This window comes from Acanthopleuribacter pedis, assembly GCF_017377855.1.
In the GTDB taxonomy this organism is placed as follows: Bacteria; Acidobacteriota; Holophagae; order Acanthopleuribacterales; family Acanthopleuribacteraceae; genus Acanthopleuribacter; species Acanthopleuribacter pedis.
In genome coordinates, this window is sequence record NZ_JAFREP010000020.1 from 48,817 (window position 1) to 64,495 (window position 15,679).

General features: G+C 58.0%; 12 protein-coding genes. 5 read left to right on the top strand and 7 right to left on the bottom strand.

What is annotated here, in order from left to right:
• The first annotated feature begins 162 nt into the window (after window positions 1-162).
• Window positions 163-618 carry a hypothetical protein gene (locus J3U88_RS20490; protein ID WP_207860841.1) on the top strand — a complete coding sequence of 152 codons (456 nt, stop codon included), beginning with the start codon at window positions 163-165 and terminating at the stop codon, window positions 616-618.
• Here the strand turns inward: J3U88_RS20490 and J3U88_RS20495 are convergent.
• The 5 genes from J3U88_RS20495 to J3U88_RS20515 form a co-directional block, all read right to left on the bottom strand.
• On the bottom strand, window positions 615-2,066 hold the full coding sequence (locus J3U88_RS20495) for a condensation domain-containing protein (protein WP_207860842.1): 1,452 nt from the start codon (window positions 2,064-2,066) through the stop codon (window positions 615-617). The genes J3U88_RS20490 and J3U88_RS20495 overlap by 4 nt on opposite strands.
• Window positions 2,063-2,287 carry a hypothetical protein gene (locus tag J3U88_RS20500; RefSeq protein ID WP_207860843.1) on the bottom strand — a complete coding sequence of 75 codons (225 nt, stop codon included), beginning with the start codon at window positions 2,285-2,287 and terminating at the stop codon, window positions 2,063-2,065. The genes J3U88_RS20495 and J3U88_RS20500 overlap by 4 nt, the downstream gene beginning before the upstream one ends.
• A 303-nt stretch (window positions 2,288-2,590) precedes the next feature.
• Entirely contained in the window at window positions 2,591-4,852 is a 2,262-nt protein-coding gene (locus tag J3U88_RS20505; RefSeq protein ID WP_207860844.1) for a serine/threonine-protein kinase, read from the bottom strand.
• 225 nt (window positions 4,853-5,077) lie between these two features.
• Window positions 5,078-6,124, bottom strand: a complete 1,047-nt coding sequence (locus J3U88_RS20510; RefSeq protein ID WP_207860845.1) for a type IV pilus twitching motility protein PilT — start codon at window positions 6,122-6,124, stop codon at window positions 5,078-5,080.
• The gene (locus J3U88_RS20515) at window positions 6,117-7,784 is read right to left on the bottom strand and encodes a type IV pilus twitching motility protein PilT (protein WP_207860846.1); all 1,668 of its coding nucleotides are present in this window, start codon (window positions 7,782-7,784) and stop codon (window positions 6,117-6,119) included. The genes J3U88_RS20510 and J3U88_RS20515 overlap by 8 nt, the downstream gene beginning before the upstream one ends.
• A 742-nt stretch (window positions 7,785-8,526) precedes the next feature.
• Between J3U88_RS20515 and asd the strand changes: the two genes are divergently transcribed.
• The 4 genes from asd to J3U88_RS20535 all read left to right on the top strand — a co-directional run bounded on the left by asd (window position 8,527) and on the right by J3U88_RS20535 (window position 12,781).
• Window positions 8,527-9,372: an archaetidylserine decarboxylase gene (asd, locus tag J3U88_RS20520; protein WP_207860847.1), complete on the top strand. Its 846-nt coding sequence runs from the start codon at window positions 8,527-8,529 to the stop codon at window positions 9,370-9,372.
• A gap of 384 nt (window positions 9,373-9,756) precedes the next feature.
• Window positions 9,757-10,359 (top strand): hypothetical protein, encoded by a 603-nt coding sequence (locus tag J3U88_RS20525; RefSeq protein WP_423842073.1) that lies wholly within the window; start codon window positions 9,757-9,759, stop codon window positions 10,357-10,359.
• Window positions 10,360-10,578: 219 nt separating this feature from the next.
• Window positions 10,579-10,923: a DUF4212 domain-containing protein gene (locus J3U88_RS20530; protein ID WP_207860849.1), complete on the top strand. Its 345-nt coding sequence runs from the start codon at window positions 10,579-10,581 to the stop codon at window positions 10,921-10,923.
• A gap of 4 nt (window positions 10,924-10,927) precedes the next feature.
• Entirely contained in the window at window positions 10,928-12,781 is a 1,854-nt protein-coding gene (locus J3U88_RS20535) for a sodium:solute symporter family protein (RefSeq protein WP_207860850.1), read from the top strand.
• 36 nt (window positions 12,782-12,817) lie between these two features.
• Here the strand turns inward: J3U88_RS20535 and J3U88_RS20540 are convergent, their stop codons facing one another.
• Together J3U88_RS20540 and J3U88_RS20545 are read right to left on the bottom strand one after the other, a co-directional pair.
• A complete protein-coding gene (locus J3U88_RS20540; RefSeq protein WP_207860851.1) occupies window positions 12,818-13,192 on the bottom strand; it encodes a hypothetical protein in 375 nt (124 codons plus the stop codon).
• A 19-nt stretch (window positions 13,193-13,211) separates the two neighbouring features.
• Window positions 13,212-15,635, bottom strand: a complete 2,424-nt coding sequence (locus J3U88_RS20545) for a nitrogen regulation protein NR(II) (protein ID WP_207860852.1) — start codon at window positions 15,633-15,635, stop codon at window positions 13,212-13,214.
• Window positions 15,636-15,679: the final 44 nt, after the last annotated feature.

The following is a 15,679-nucleotide window of genomic DNA, read 5'->3' on the forward strand; positions in this document are numbered from 1 at the left end:
GCTTGAGAGAAAAGAAAGCCGCAAGCTGTAAGAACCCTCACACTCAGCAGAATGACGAATTTTTGACGCTTTTCCGCGTCCCCCATAAAACACCGCGCTCTTTCTTACAAAAACTTCGGTAAAATAATGGATCGGATCCAAGCAAGCACAAGGAGCGCACTGATGGCGAATACCAAGGCCGTGGTGACCGTGATCGGGGTTGGCATCGGGCTGGTTTTTGTCCTCATCCAGGCCTGGCAAAAAGGCCAGGCTCGCCATGTTTACGAACTCCAGCGTTTTCCGCGGCCCATCCCGATTCCGATCCTACACACCAGCTACACCGCGAGTGCAACCTGGGCGGACACCGCCGCGGACAACCGCCTAAAAATTCTGTGGAACCCGGTTCCGGTCCCGGCCGCATGGCGGGAGGAGCGCCAACACTTCCAATGCATTGGCAAAGTCCAGCGCAACGAAAACTTTGCGGCCTACGTGCTGGTTTACGACGACCGCCTTTTCATCGAAAAAGACACCTTAATTGAACCCATGATTCGCGGTTATGAGTACTTCCAGAAACACGGTAAATATCCCGACGACGTCTTCGAAACCCTCAAACCCGACCACTACCGCAAAAAACCCTAACCCGCGTGGCGCGCTTGGATTTGGCCGCCCGCGGTTTGTTTACGCGTTTGACAAGGATCGGCGTGGACCGAGGGCGACGCTACCGGCGCGACGCGCTGCTCGCACAGGGGCGCCAAGATCGGCAGGTCCGCCGCCAGTTGATCCAAAGGACGGTCCGGCTCGCGCGGGGCGCGATCCAACAGCGTGTTTACCACGCAATCGATCAAACGAACCGCCTCCTCCGACAACACCCGTGGGTCGTAGTTGTAAACAAAGGCGCGGTCACCCCCCTGTGCCGTTTCGGTAAAAACCACTTCCAACGCATGCGCGAAGTTTTGAAACGGTACATAGGCGACTTTGGCCTTTTTGCCGTCAAAATGGAAATCGAAGTCGCCCAACTGCAACGCGTTGAAGCTCACATCGAAGAGCGGACCGGAAGCACCGGCTTCACCCAACTTTTCCGCGATATCCGAGGTCGGGCACACCCCGGCACGGTAATCGCCCATTTGGTCACGCCGCATCGCCGCGAGTAGGCTTTTGAGGGAATTCGTTTCAGCATAACCCCATGGAAAAACCCCACAGGATGCAAACTGGCCCGACATATTTTTTTGTTTGCGGTTTCGCCGGTTGCTGGAGGGCACCCCCATCAACCAATCCCGCTTTCCGGTGAGGTGGGTGAGCGCCGCGCCCAGAACGGCCTGAACAACACGAACCGCTTGACTTTGATCCGTCTCCACAAAGCCCTGTAAGCGGTCCTGGCGCTCAGGGGACCAGGTCGACTCGAACAAACCACGGCCGCCCGGTTGCCCCTGCACGGGCGTGTCGAACAGCGGATTCACTTCCGCGGGCAGCCGCTCGCGCCAGTATGCATCGGCCGGTTTCGGCACCCTGAATTCGCCCTTCCGCGCCCAATCAACGAACGAGGGTCGCTCCGGCAATACCACCTTGCAATCGAGCAAGCCGCGGTAGGTAGCCAACACATCGTTGACAAACATCGCCATCGACCAACCGTCACAAACCATGTGGTGGCAAACAAAAGCCCATGCGGTGGTGTCCGGTCCCAAGGTGTAAATGCGCGCGCGGTAAAGTGGACCGCTAAAGAGACTCAACGGGGCGTCGGCCAAACGGCAGGCATCCCTAAAGGCCGCCGCATAGGGATCGGCCGTCTCACCACAATCAACCCATTGCATGATCGGCACCGCCTCGCGCGGCACTTGAACCAGCTTGTGTCCCGCCTGGTCCCGCTCCAAAACCATCCCAAGCGCGTCGTGCGCACGCAAGGCATGCTGATAGGCCTGATAAAACAGGGGCGCATCCAACGCGGCGGGAATCGTCACCAAGGAACCCACATTCACCGAGGGCGCCTTGCTTTTCTCCACATAATCCCACCAAAAGTCCCGCCGGCCCGGCACCAAATCAATAACCGAACGCTGATCGGATGTCTTTTGCAGTAAACCATGTGTGTTCATAACGCCCCCAGGCTAACGGTAATCGAGGTTGGTTGCGCAAAGGAACGCGGTCCAACTTTGCGCCAACGCACTTCACAAAAAGCAGCCACTTCAGCAAACTCACACAAAAATTCCAAAAACACATTTTCTGAAAATTCAAACAAAGAATATGGTGATTTTGTGAAGATCGCGAAGAAACTATAGAGATTTAACTTCATTGTTTGCTTATACTTAGCAAACATCCCCAGTTCACAGCTCAATATAATCAAAATCCAGAAAAAGAAAATTCAAAACCGCAAGAAAACACAACAATTCCGTCGCAACAGCATGAAGAAGTCTCTGGAAACAGACTTTCCAAACCTCGCGCAACCAGCATAAACACAACAATTCAAAGCACTTAAGATACCCACGCTCGTTTACGCACCTGTCGCGACGCAAACCGATTTTTCCCAAACGTGATTCACGCGCACGTTTCCCATCCGCGCACTTCACCCACGCACCACGACCCAAGCCGGCAGCTTCACCCGCGGCGATAAAAGACGGCGTTAATTAGCCTGGCACAACCATTCACGCGCCCAATTACGCCCTTTCTCAAAATAATTGCCTTGGCAATGAAGGGTCTTCAACGGTTCGGGCAACATCGGTAAGCCGCGTAACTGGTTGTTGGCCACATTGAGGGTTTCCAAGTACTCCGGTAACCAATCGATTTGGCTGATTCGGTTGTTGCTGCAATTGAGGTACATCAAAAATCGCGGCCATTTTTGGGGGAGTTCGGTCAACTGGTTGCCGCTGCAATCCAAATAACGCAAACGCGGTGGCAGGTCGGGAAGCCGCGTCAGCCCCAAGTTGGCGCAAATCAAAAACTCGAGTTGCTGGAGCTGGTCGAGCCCACCCAAGCTGCGAATGCCTTTTTCGCGGCTTAAATCCAAACGGGTAATGGCTTTGGCCTCTTCCACATCCAAACCCCCGTCCCCGTTTTGGTCGTGCAAACCCACCAAATACGCCATCAAACGCCCGTCGGTCAGCGCGATGTAACGACGCCCGGCCGGGCGTTCTCGCTCACGCGGCGCGGGTTCGGGGGTGGTCGCCGATGTGGCCGGGACCGTTTCCACCGCCGGTTCGGCTGTCTCGGGTTTCACATCTTCAACCCCGCTGTCTGGAGCCGCGCTTTCGCGGCCGTTCCCGGCAACCGAACCCGTCGCGTCCCCATCCAAACCCGTGCTCGTCGGCTCGGGACCGTCGGGTTCCCCGGCCGCTTGTTGTTCTTCAGCCACGCTTTTGGTGGATGCCGCGGCGTCCTCCCCGTCACCGGCCGTGGACCCGTCGCGCGCCGGCTTCGCCTGGGTTTCATGCCTGTCACCGGCCGCAACCGCGGTTTCGGAACCATCAGACGGCTTGCTACCCTGCTCATGCGGCGGTTCAGCGTCGCGCCCCTCCCGCCGCGACGACGGGTTTTCCACCGCGTGTTCCGGTCGGTCCCCAACGAGATTCACGTCCGAGGCGTCCCGGCCACTCGCCGCACGCTGTCGGCGCCGCGCTTCAATCAGCTCGGCCCGACTGGTCCCCGCGGCGGGCACACTCGGATGACCCGTTGCAGCGGCCCCAACGGCCGGCGGGCTTTCGGCGCTCCGCAATCCCAGCAGGTTAAAATTGAGTTCGGCCAAACCCAAGCTCAAAATCAGCAGCACCCCCAACAACGCGCGGTGCCAAATCGGCGATTCACGGGATTCCAGAAGATCCTGGGGAAAGAAGTCCCGTTCCAAGGTGATATTGGAAAGCGACCCGTCTGCTTCACTCAACTCTTTGACAAAGGCATCCAAATCACCGCTAAAAAAACTGTTATCTTGGCGCGCAATATACTGCAAAAGCTCTAGATAGGCTTTTCGCAGGGCTGAACCGTCGGCGTAGCGTTCTTCGGGGTTGTTTTTACAACAGGCCGCGATGAATTTGTTAATGCGGTCAGTAACGCGACGGTTGAGTACGTCCACCGCCGAGGGTGAACCGGGATCCGGGAACCCACCGCTCAACAAAAACGAAAGCGTGGCCCCGAAGGAATACACATCGCTGCTCGCGCCCACCATGGTATCGATTTGGTGCATCAATTGATCGCGCTGCTCCGGCGAGGCAAACATAATGGTGCCGCCCACCTCCATCTGGTGACGGCTGGGAATCGAATCGCCGCGCTCCGGCAACAAGCGGTAGGCAAAACCGAAATCGCACAATTTGATGCGCCCTTTTTTGTCGAGCAACATGTTGTTCGGTTTGATGTCCCCGTGAACCACCCCTTTGCCGTGAATGTAGGCCAAAGCCTTGGCCACATCACTCATCCACACCAACACAAATTCAGGGCGCAGGCGCTGATCCGAGGCGCGCGCTTTTTGAAACACATCGTAAAGGTTGTGGTCCGTTTGGTATTCCGAGGTAAAGTACACCCGTTCCGTGTTCGGCAAAAAATCGATGTCGTACACACCCATCACGTTCTCGTGGTGGAGGTTACGCAACAACGACAGCTCGTGAATGAGAATGTCGCGCGCATGGCTGGACTCGGCCAAACCGCTCGGCAGCAACTTCAGCGCTTCTTTCAAACCCACCGGGTTTTCCACCAAATACACGTCACCCGTCGCACCCGAACCCAAATGCCGAACAACCTTGTATTTGTCGGCGATCAGCACACCTTCGCTGAACTCAATCGGCAGGGAAGGGACTTCATTAATGGCCGAAAAAGCGGCGTGTTGGTAGCCTGAAGCTTGATACGCCTCGTCTGGGGCCTGGTACGCCTCATCGGAGGAAGCGTCGGAATGTGCCATAAACAGTCGTCCTCGCTGGTCGTCGGCAAGTTGGTGGGTTGGGGCGAAAGCGCTTGGCTGATTCTAACGCATGGACCGGGGGTCGCGACGCCGAAAAACGAAATCCCGAACCCGCCCAAAAAACCTATCGGCGCTTGGGCGCGGCGTTATGAGCCCTACCGCGTTCGGTCACCCCGAATCAGCCGCGCTGCTTAGGTCTTAATACGCGGCGTCACCGCAATCCCTCTACTTGGTGAACCGCTTCTTGTCCATGGCTTTTTTGAAGGCTTCCTCGTTGGAAACCTTGCCTGCCTTAACCAACTCCTGTAAACAATCATCCATGGTGATCATGCCGTAGGCACGACCGGTCTGGATGTAGGAGTAGAGTTTGGTGCTGTCGCCCGCGCGAATAATGCCGGGCAGGGGCGGGGTATACAGCAAAATCTCGTGGGCGGCCCAGCGCCGGGAGCCGTCGGCACTGCGCAATAACTGTTGCGCCACAATGCCCTGCAGCGAAAACGACAGCATGGTGCGCACCTGGTTCTTTTGGTTTTGCGGGAACACGTCGACGATGCGGTCGATGGTTTTGGGCGCGCTGTTGGTGTGCAGGGTCCCGAATACCAAAATCCCCATTTCGGTGGCGGTCAGGGCCAATTCGATGGTTTCGCGGTCACGCATCTCACCGACCAGAATCACGTTGGCGTCGCTGCGGATGGCGGTACGCAGACCGGAGGAAAAGCTATCGGTATCCTCGCCCACCTCGCGGTGAGAAATCATGCATTTTTTCTTGGGATGCATAAATTCGACCGGCTCTTCAATGGTGATAATCCGGTCGGCTTGGTTGGTGTTGATGTGGTCGATAATCGCGGCCAAGGTCGTTGATTTACCACTACCCGTGGGGCCGGTCACCAAAAACAGACCGGCCGCCACTTGGCCGAAGGTTTTAAAAACCGCGGGCGCTTCTAAATCATCGAGCGACAGAATTTTGCTGGGGATAACGCGAAAAATGGCGCCGAGGCCGCCCGCGTAACGAAAGTAATTGGCACGAAAACGCGCGCGATCACCCAACTCATAGGCAAAATCGAGATCACCCGTTTTCATGAAGCGATGCCAAGGTTCGTCGCCACAAATTTCACTGAGGTAACCGGCCATGGCCTCACGCGTGAGCTCCGGCATGGCCAGGGGCACAATCTCCCCGTTTTGACGGATCTTGGGCGCCAAACCTTCTTCCAGGTGGAGGTCGGATCCTTTGCGCGACAGCATTTCGTCGAACAACACATCAATACTAGCCATTGTATCTACCTCGCAATTCTTCCGGCGCGAACTTGAGGAACTTCTTGGGCTGGGATGCGCGTTTAAAGGCGTCAACACCTTCGATCACGCCTTTTTGCACCAACTCCATCAGCGAGTTATCCAACAACACCATCCCGTTTTGACGCCCCGAAACCATCGCCGATTCAAGCTGGTGGGTCGCGTTTTTGCGGATCATGTTGGAGACCGCTTGGGTCACCATCAACACCTCAAAGGCCGCGACCTGACCGCGACCGTCCTTGCGGGGAATCAACTGCTGCGAAATAATACCGCGCAAACTTTCCGAAACCATCACCCGCAAGATCTCCTGCTCCTCCGGCGGGAAGGAATCGATCAGGCGGTTTACCGTGCGGGTCGCATTGGCCGTGTTCATGGTGCCGAACACGAGGTGGCCGGTTTCCGCGGCGGTTACGGCCAAACGAATCGACTCCAAATCGCGCAATTCGCTGACCACGATGATGTCCGGGTCTTGCCGCAACGCCCCCCGCAACGCATTGCCCTGACTCAGGGTATGCAAGTCCACTTGTCGCTGGGTAACCTGACATTTAGCAGGGGTGTAGACAAATTCGATAGGGTTTTCGATGGTGATGATGTGGTCCTTGCGGTCGCGGTTCACCATTTCGACCAGGGTGGTGAGCGTGGTCGATTTACCACTGCTCAGCGGTCCGGTAACCAGCACCATGCCCGTCGCCCATTTGGTCAGGGACTTACAGGATTCAGGCATCCCTAGTTGTTCGAAGGAACGAATGCCGCGCGGTACCAAACGGGCGGTGAAATCAATGCCGTTGCGGCGACGCATAAGGGTCGCGCGGAACCGGCCGCCGCCTTGCAAGCTAAAGGACATCTCCAGGTCGCCGGTGGTTTCAAATTGTTCGCGCTGCGTTTCGCTCAAAATTTCGTAAATCAGCCGCTGCACATCCTCGTAGCCGAGCGGCTCACGATCCATCGCCACCAAACGTCCGAACAAACGCAGGGTGATCGGGTTGCCGACAGAGAGGTGCACATCGGATGCATCGCGACGACGGGCGTACAACAAAATCTGGGTCATGCCGTGGGTACGGTTAATTTTTTCGGGGACCGGAACGGTGGGATCGCCGTCACCCCGCCCCTCGCGAAACTCAATCGGCAACGAACGCGATTCGTCGGATCCGTGAGCAGGCGCCGCCGGCCGTGGCTTCGCGGGCGCACTTTGCGGCGCTGCACTTTGAGGAGCTGCACTTGGCAGAGGCGCACTTTGCGGCGGCGCACTCTGCGGAGGCGCACTCTGCGGCGGCGCACTCTGCGGCGGCGCACTCTGCGGCGGCGCACTTTGCGGCGCGACCGGAACCGCTTGGACCGGTTGCGAACTGGGCACCACCTCGTCCGGGATCGGCGCCGAGAGCGGAATGGCGTTGTCCGGCGGCCCCGGGGCGGCAGGCTGTTCCGGCGCCGCCGCCTTGCGCCGCATTTGCTCCTGAACATACTGGCGGACTTGTTGGGCCTGTTTGGCATTGATGGTGCCGTATTCCAACAAAACTTGGGCGACATCTTTGGTCGGCGTTACCTGTCGGTAGGCCGCTTTCACCAAGTCTTTCGGTACTACATTCTTCGATACCAAGAGGTTGGCGATCATTTTGTTAAACATTTGAACCTGTTGCGACATGCGCTCCCCATTACCCCGTCTTGTGGTTGTCGTGCCGGAACACCGCCACCAACCTACTCGTTCACCCATCCCAAAACAAAAACAAGCCGCCTCACCGCCGTCCCATTCCCTTCTTGCGCAAAGGAAAACAGCCAAACCCTTCGAATCCGGGCGCCTTGTTTCCACCTTCTCCCGAAGTAACAGCGACCACGTCGGCGCCCGAACGGGTTTCCCGTCGCCCATGGCCGAAACGTCGTCACCCATCACAAACGACCGCGCGGCGAGCCAGGTCGCGAGGCGAACCACATCACCCAATCTGACGGTGACCGAGGTCGTGAAAACTACAGAAAGACCCCGCGATCTTAACACAATTTAACAGCACCCCGACGCCGCCGGCGGCGAAAGCGGGGAAACGTGATTCAAAACCAAAACCCCGGCCCCCCACCCCATCGTTTTCTCACCAAATCTTCGACTTACCGCCACACAAACCACCAAAAGAATGTGCGATGGTATGGGAAGTTAAACGGCGTCGATTCATTCGCAACAAGGGCTTGTCCCCACACGCGATCATTCGACCCGCGACAACCGATGCGTGTTTTGGTACCAACCGCTCGAACCAGGGTAGGAACCAAAACCTACCCTGGGCGTCACCCCGATTTTAGATCCGCACCACAAAGGTCAAACGCGAAGGTGACCCCCTTCATTTGGAGCCGAGCCTATCATCCCGTTAAAGCGCCTGACGCAACAAGAACGCATCAACTTTTTGCTGACCAACCGCATCCCCCGCCGGCTTGCCACCCAGTTCATGGGCTGGTTTTCCCGCATCGAGCAACCGATGGTGCGTCGTTTTTCCCTGGCTGTTTGGCAAATGTTCGCAGAGGACGATTTAAACCTCCACGAGGCCAAGCAATCCCAGTTCAAAAGCCTCCACGATTGCTTCATTCGCGAACTCAAGGAGGGCGCCCGCACCGTCGACACCAACCCCGATTTGCTGTGCAGCCCCTGCGACGCGGTTGTCGGCGCGCTTGGCAATATTGAAGGCACCACCCTTTACCAAACCAAAGGGTTTCCCTATACGCTGCAAGACCTGCTCCCCGACCCCACGCTGGTGGAGCGCTACCGCGACGGCACCTACATCACCCTGCGGCTCAAATCGACCATGTACCACCGCTTCCACGCACCCTACGACTGCCACGTGGATCGCGTGACCTATATTTCCGGCGATACCTGGAACGTCAACCCCATCGCCCTCAAACGGGTCGAACGGCTTTACTGCAAAAACGAACGCGCCGTGATCGATATTCGCCTCCACAACAGCGCGCTGCGCATGACCCTGGTGCCGGTTGCCGCGATCCTGGTGGCGAGCATCCAACTCCACTTCTTGGAACACCCGTTGGAGCTGAAATACCGCGGCCCCAATCGCATCCATTGCAGCGCCGATTTCCAGAAAGGCGAGGAGATGGGTTATTTCCAACACGGCTCCACCATCATCGCCTTCCTCCCCAAGGGGTTTCAATGCCGGCCCGAGGTCACCGAGGGCGCGCTGCTCCGCATGGGCCAACCGCTCGCCTACCTACCGCACAACATCGACCACCGGGGTACCCGCTAAACCCAAAGCAACATTGGCACCATTCGGCCCCTACCGAGCCGTCACAATTGCCTTGGTTCTTTTCACAATCCAGCCGCCGCGTGGACGATTTCTGCCGCCGCGGCGCATGTAAAACCCTGCCGGCTGCAGGTTAGAGAGTTTGCCCAACCACAACGGGTTTGGTGGTTTAGTTGGAACCAATTAGGTTCATTGCCTCACTTGCATTTAACTCAATTCTCAAGATGCTTGGCTAGAGTTGGTTCATTGAGCTTTCAGCGCTTTTCTCGCGGCAACCGCGAAGTGCGAACGGAACGCAACCCTTGGTTGCGTTAGGAAGAAAGCGGCGCCCGCCGGCACGACGGCGGATGGTTCCGTATTCAAGACCATTACCCGAGGATTAGGGCGATTATGACTTTTTTAGAACAGTTACACGAGCAACGTTGGGACGATCACCGCTACTATCACCAAAGCCGGATTAACCAAACGTTGCATTTAATGAGTGCAATCAGTTTCCTAGCCGCCTACGGCTTGATTTTCGTTAGTCCGGCCGCCGCCGCCGTTTTGGGCTGGATCGTCGCCATGTTGCTGCGCCAAATCGGCCATTTCTTTTTCGAGCCCAAAGGCTACGACAACGTGAATCAGGCGACACACCAACACAAAGAAGCCATCAAAATTGGTTACAACCTCCAGCGCAAACGCATTTTGTTGGCCGTCTGGTTCGCGATCCCCGTTTTGCTCTATTTCGATCCCAGCTTTTTCGGTTACTTCAAGGGTCCCCAGGACAAGATGACCTACATTAACAACGTGGGTCTGTTGTGGTTGTACTTGGGCCCCATTGCCGTTTTGTTCCGCACCATCCACCTGTTTTTCATTTACAACGCCCTGACCGGGTTCGTTTGGGCCGCGAAAATCTTCACCGATCCCATCCACGATCTGAAGATGTACTACAAATCGCCGCTGTTCCTGATGAAAGGCGAGTTGTTCGACGACATGGTCACCCATTCCTAAGTCGCCCAACCCGCTCTTTTTTAAACGTGTTCGGACCGCGCACCGCCACGGATGCGGCCGCGCGGTCGCCTTCTGCACGCACGGAAAAATTCCAGGCCCACCCAGCCCAAACATTTGTTCCAACGCCTTGAAACAGCTATAGTAGTTCCCATCTCTTCGCCCTATTTTTATATCCGTCCACCGATTGCCGAGTGCAATCCTGGAAAAGAGAGCTCCGCTATGGCTGAAGTACCGCCGGACCCAGCACCCACCGGCCAAGGTCCCTCGTCCCGTGCCAAGGATCCCCGCGCCAAGGCGTTACTCGATCGTTATTGGCGCCGCAACCTGATGCTCATGAGCGGCTTGCTCGCCGTTTGGCTCTTCGCCGGCGTCGGCTGCGGCATTGTGTGGGCCGACACGCTGAATACCTTTCAATGGTTTGGTTACCCGCTGGGTTTTTGGTTTGCCCAACAGGGCAGCATCATCGTTTTTGTCCTGCTCATTTGGGTGTATTGCATGGCCATGAACCGCCTCGACGCGCTTCACCATCGCGAATTGAAAGCCCTAGAACAGGAAGGACGGTAACCCCATGGATGTGCAAAGCTGGACCTATCTGTTTGTCGGCGTCACCTTCACGCTTTATCTGAGCATCGCCTGGCTGAGTCGTGTTCGCGACACCAAAGGTTTTTATGTCGCCGGGCGCGGGGTTCCCGCCGCCGCCAACGGCATGGCCACCGCCTCCGATTGGATGAGCGCCGCCTCCTTCATTTCCATGGCCGGCTTGATTTCAACCATGGGTTACGCCGGCGGCGTTTACCTGATGGGTTGGACCGGCGGGTACGTGTTGCTCGCGCTACTTCTGGCGCCCTACCTGCGCAAATTCGGCCACTACACCGTACCCGATTTCATCGGTGACCGCTACGATTCGCAACCCGCCCGCCTGGTCGCGGTCCTCTGCGCCGTTTTTGTCAGCTTTACCTACGTCGCCGGCCAAATGCGCGGGGTGGGCATCGTCTTCAGCCGTTTCCTCGAGGTCGACATTAGCGTCGGGGTCGTCATCGGCATGGCGATTGTGTTCATTTACGCCACCCTCGGCGGCATGAAAGGGATCACCTGGACCCAGGTCGCCCAATACTGGGTTTTGATCACCGCGTTCCTCATTCCCGCCATCGCCATCAGCATCAAATTGACCGGCCATCCCCTGCCCCAAGCCGGCTTGGGCGCCACGCTCAGGCCGGAACTCGCCGACGGCCAAACCATCTACCTCCTCGAACGGCTCAACCAAATCCAAACCGATCTGGGTTTTCACCCCTACACCCAAACCTTCGTCGGTAATTGGGACAAGGTAAACGTGATGCTGGTCGCCCTGGCCTTGATGCTGGGCACCGCGGGTTTGCCCCACGTCATCGTGCGTTTTTACACGGTGAAATCGGTAAAAGACGCGCGTTGGAGCGCCTTATGGGCGCTGTTTTTCATCGCGTTGCTTTACCTGACCGCACCCGCCACCGCCGCCTTTGCCCGTTACTACATGATCGTCAGCCTCAACGGCAAAACCGCCGAACAGATGCCGGAATGGTACAAAAACTGGGAACAAACCGGTTTGATTCTGTGGCTCGACGACGGCGACGGCAAGGTCCGCTACTCGGCAGGCGCCGACAACGAAATGTTCCGCGCGGGCAACCTGTCCGCCACCGAACTCGCCTCGGTGTTGGCCGCGCACAAGCTGTGGCTTGAAACCCGCGGCGGAACCGGCACGGACGGCCGCGCCTTCTTAACAGCCAAGGGTTTCTCCGGCCCCGACCGCGACATCATTGTACTGGCGACGCCGGAAATGGCCGAGCTATCGGCATGGATCATCGCCCTGGTTGCGGCGGGCGGCTTGGCCGCCGCCTTATCCACCGCCAGCGGGCTGCTGCTGGTGATTTCTTCCAGCGTGGCCCACGACTTGTACTACCGCATCCTCAACCCCCAAGCCGACGAAAAGAAACGCCTGTTGGTGGGTCGCGGTGTGATCGGTGTCGCCGTGGTGATCGCCGGTTTGTTTGGGATTTACCCGCCCGGTTTTGTCAGCCAGGTTGTGGCTTTTGCATTTGGCCTAGCCGCCGCCAGTTTCTTCCCCGCCATTGTTTTGGGGATTTTCACCAAACGGGTCGGCACCGTGCCCGCGATTTCGGGGATGTTGTGCGGCATCGGTTTTACCGCCTTTTACATCCTCGGCGTGGTTTATTTCGACATGAAACCCTGGACCTTCGGCTTCCTCGACCGCGGCATCAACCCGCAAGGCATCGGTGTGCTCGGCATGTTGCTCAACCTGGCGGTCACCCTGGCGCTCACCCCCTTCTGCGCGGAACCCAGCGAACGGGTTAAGGAAATGGTCGATTCGGTTCGCGAACCGGAAGGCGTCGGCCCGGCGGTCGCCATCGAAACCGCGCCCGAGCATTAACCCATGTGATCCGCGTTGGGCGCCCAAGGGTCGCGTTTACACCAACAACAGGCACCCACCCACCAAAACCAATAGGGCAAAACCCAACAATGCAAGAAGGGCTAACCCCCCGTTTAAGAAGACAAACAACGTTTGGCGAAAACCCAGAACCTTGACCATCAGTACCAAAGTTCCCAGTATGAACGCGACCACGAGAATCGGGAGAATCGGCGAAGCGGAAACATGGACACTCACCACAACAATGGCCACTAAACCCAATAAAAAGAATGCGATCCCGTAAATAACCGAATCCTTTAGTTCCAACTTGGGTTTTGGCTCCGATTGTCGGGACGAAGGCATCGGATGCGAACGGGTGCGACCCGGCACTTCATTCTCTCCAAAATGGGGTTCGTTTTCTTGCTCGTTCGTCATCGCAACCTCAATTCACGCCTTAATCCGCCTGGTTTTGATCGGCGCGTTCGACGGCGTCAATGGACCAACCGACCCGGAACTTGCCCGCCTCAAGCGAGAATCGTAGGTTGTGCCAGCCGAACAGGCGCGCCGTGGACGCCAGCAACGCTTTGCCGCCGTAAGCTTTGGTCTCCCCTTCCAAGGGTTCAGCCTCGGTGCGGTTCTCCGCACAGAAATGAATCTGGCGGGCCACCGGATCCAACTCAATGCGCAGCAGCGGCCGGTCGCCCGGACAACCGTGACGCACCGCGTTCACCAGTACCTCGTGCAGGAAAAAACCCATCCCGCCGCGCAATGGAATGATGACTTGGAAAGCTTCCGGCCAATCAAGCTCCACCTCAAAGACCGGACCCTCGCCGTCGCTTTCCGCCAACACGCCGTTGTTCCAGTTGAGCTGGGCGCGCAGGTGGGCGTCGTCGCGCACCACCGCAAACACCTCTTCCAATCGCTGCAGGGTTTGGGTCAGGTTGCCCGCGCTTACCGCATACTCCGCCGGCAGGGGCGGCGTTTCTTCCCAATGGCTCAAAAGCCAAGCGATGACATGGATGCGGTTGGATACGTAGCCCGCCAGCCAGAGCGCGAAAGCGTCTTGGCCGCCGCGGGCCAGGGTTCGGTGCAGCACCCGCGCCAGGGTGTCGACCCCGTGGTTCAGCAGGCCCGTTAATTTGTTGCGAATGTCTTGTTGGGTGGCGGTCACCAAAGCTTGGTTGTACAAACCCAGGTCCCGTTGCGGTTCCAGAATAAACAACACGCCGAGGCGATGATGGGCCTCCGCTTGGATGCCCGCGATGGGCGCGGTCACCGCAATCGAACGGATCACGGCGTAACGCCGTCCCCCCGGCACGTCGAGCGGCAAACCATAGGCCCGTCGCGCCGCGTCACCGGCGAATTGCATGTGTTCGTAATGCTCGCGCACCGCGGGTTCCTCGGGAATCAACTCGCGGAAGCGGCGGCCGGGCCGGATCCCCAACTCTTGGGCCGCCTGGTTCCCGAAAATCACTTCCTCCGTGTTGGGATCCACCACGGAGAGGGGAATGTTCATGCTGTTCAGCAGGTTTTGTTTCTCGTTAAATTCGGCGACCGCGTGGCGTCGCGCGACCTCGCCGCGGTAACGACTCCATTCGAACCCCACCAACAGGGCGAGGAACAGACCGACGAGCAGCGCGGTGGAGAACCAGGGAAAGCGGGGTTCGGTGTGGGGGAACAGCAGCACCAACCAAGTACCGCGTTTCACGGCAAAAGCCGTTAGCGCCCCGGTCCCCGCGACATAACCGTGGTGAATGCTGGTTGGGGTTTGGTAGCGCGAAGGTGGCGTGTCCGTGCTCGCCAAGGACAAAAGCGCCTGTTTCAAGGCAGGAGGTGCCTCGATGTGCGCCACCAGCCGACGCCAGGGATGGGCCCCGGGTTCCGGCTCCGTTTCGGGGGAGACAAGCGCCGCCTCAAGGGGGGCGCCGATATGGCGGGTAAAGGCATCCCAATCGATGTCAAAAGCGATGTCCATGCCGATCAAACCCTTGAGCCGACCGTCTTGTCCGGCAAGGGGAACGCTGAGGCTGGCAATCAACCCGGAACCGGCCAAATCCAAATACAGACCTGAATAGAAAGGGTGTGCCGGTTCGCTGTAATCAAAGGTGAAAAAGAATTCGTTGGAAACCAAACTGGGCAACAACGGCCGTTTGCGCAGCTCGGCGCCTTCCCGTTGCAGTGCGCGCCGCGTGGCGTCGGCATCGGCATTTTGGGCGAGATAAGGTTTGGTGACCATGGTCCCGTCCTCACACAAGGCAAAAAAACGCACGATCTGTACCCCGTTGCGGCGCTCGGGTCGCGCGCGGTCGAGCTCGCTTTTGGCGGCATTGATCGCGGTCAAGGCGTCCTGCAGGAAGCGGTTGGATCGGTTGTCGGGATCGCTTAAATCGGCGGCGCCCAGCGCGGTTCGCCGGGTCACCACAAATGGCTCACCGGATTGGGTCGCGAAGAATTGGGTGCGCAACTGCAAATCCACGGTTGGGGTTTCGAGGTCCAGGTTTTGCGGCATGGGCGCCAAGGGTGCCCCCGTGCCCGCCAACAACACATCACCCAGGTTGTCGAGTGGCGGCGGTATATCTTTGCCCCGTTGCCATGAAAGCAGCGATTGCGGGAAGGCGCCGGCCTGGGTCTGGAGGAAACGGCGCACCTCGCCGTTTAGCCAAGCCACGACCCCGGGTGTATCCGTGGGTCGCGTCGGCACCGTCGTGTGGACCATTTCGTAGAGGGCACGGGCGCGGCTGGTTTCGACCCGGCCGCGCCAGTCGATCACCACCTGGTAAAGGGTAAGCAGCGAAGCGGAAAAGACCACCAACACGCCGAGGTAGAGCACGCGCGTGGGGATCGGTTGCAGCACATCGCGGCGTTTTGATTGCGGCAAAACATCTCCTTTGAGCCAGGTTGGCAGACCCGTTCTTTCAAACT

Coding starts and splice junctions, on each gene's coding strand:
- J3U88_RS20490 (WP_207860841.1), top strand. CDS start 163: ATGGCGAATACCAAGGCCGTGGTGACCGTGATCGGGGTTGGCATCGGG.
- J3U88_RS20495 (WP_207860842.1), bottom strand. CDS start 2,066: ATGAACACACATGGTTTACTGCAAAAGACATCCGATCAGCGTTCGGTT.
- J3U88_RS20500 (WP_207860843.1), bottom strand. CDS start 2,287: ATGTTTGCTAAGTATAAGCAAACAATGAAGTTAAATCTCTATAGTTTC.
- J3U88_RS20505 (WP_207860844.1), bottom strand. CDS start 4,852: ATGGCACATTCCGACGCTTCCTCCGATGAGGCGTACCAGGCCCCAGAC.
- J3U88_RS20510 (WP_207860845.1), bottom strand. CDS start 6,124: ATGGCTAGTATTGATGTGTTGTTCGACGAAATGCTGTCGCGCAAAGGA.
- J3U88_RS20515 (WP_207860846.1), bottom strand. CDS start 7,784: ATGTCGCAACAGGTTCAAATGTTTAACAAAATGATCGCCAACCTCTTG.
- J3U88_RS20530 (WP_207860849.1), top strand. CDS start 10,579: ATGGCTGAAGTACCGCCGGACCCAGCACCCACCGGCCAAGGTCCCTCG.
- J3U88_RS20535 (WP_207860850.1), top strand. CDS start 10,928: ATGGATGTGCAAAGCTGGACCTATCTGTTTGTCGGCGTCACCTTCACG.
- J3U88_RS20540 (WP_207860851.1), bottom strand. CDS start 13,192: ATGACGAACGAGCAAGAAAACGAACCCCATTTTGGAGAGAATGAAGTG.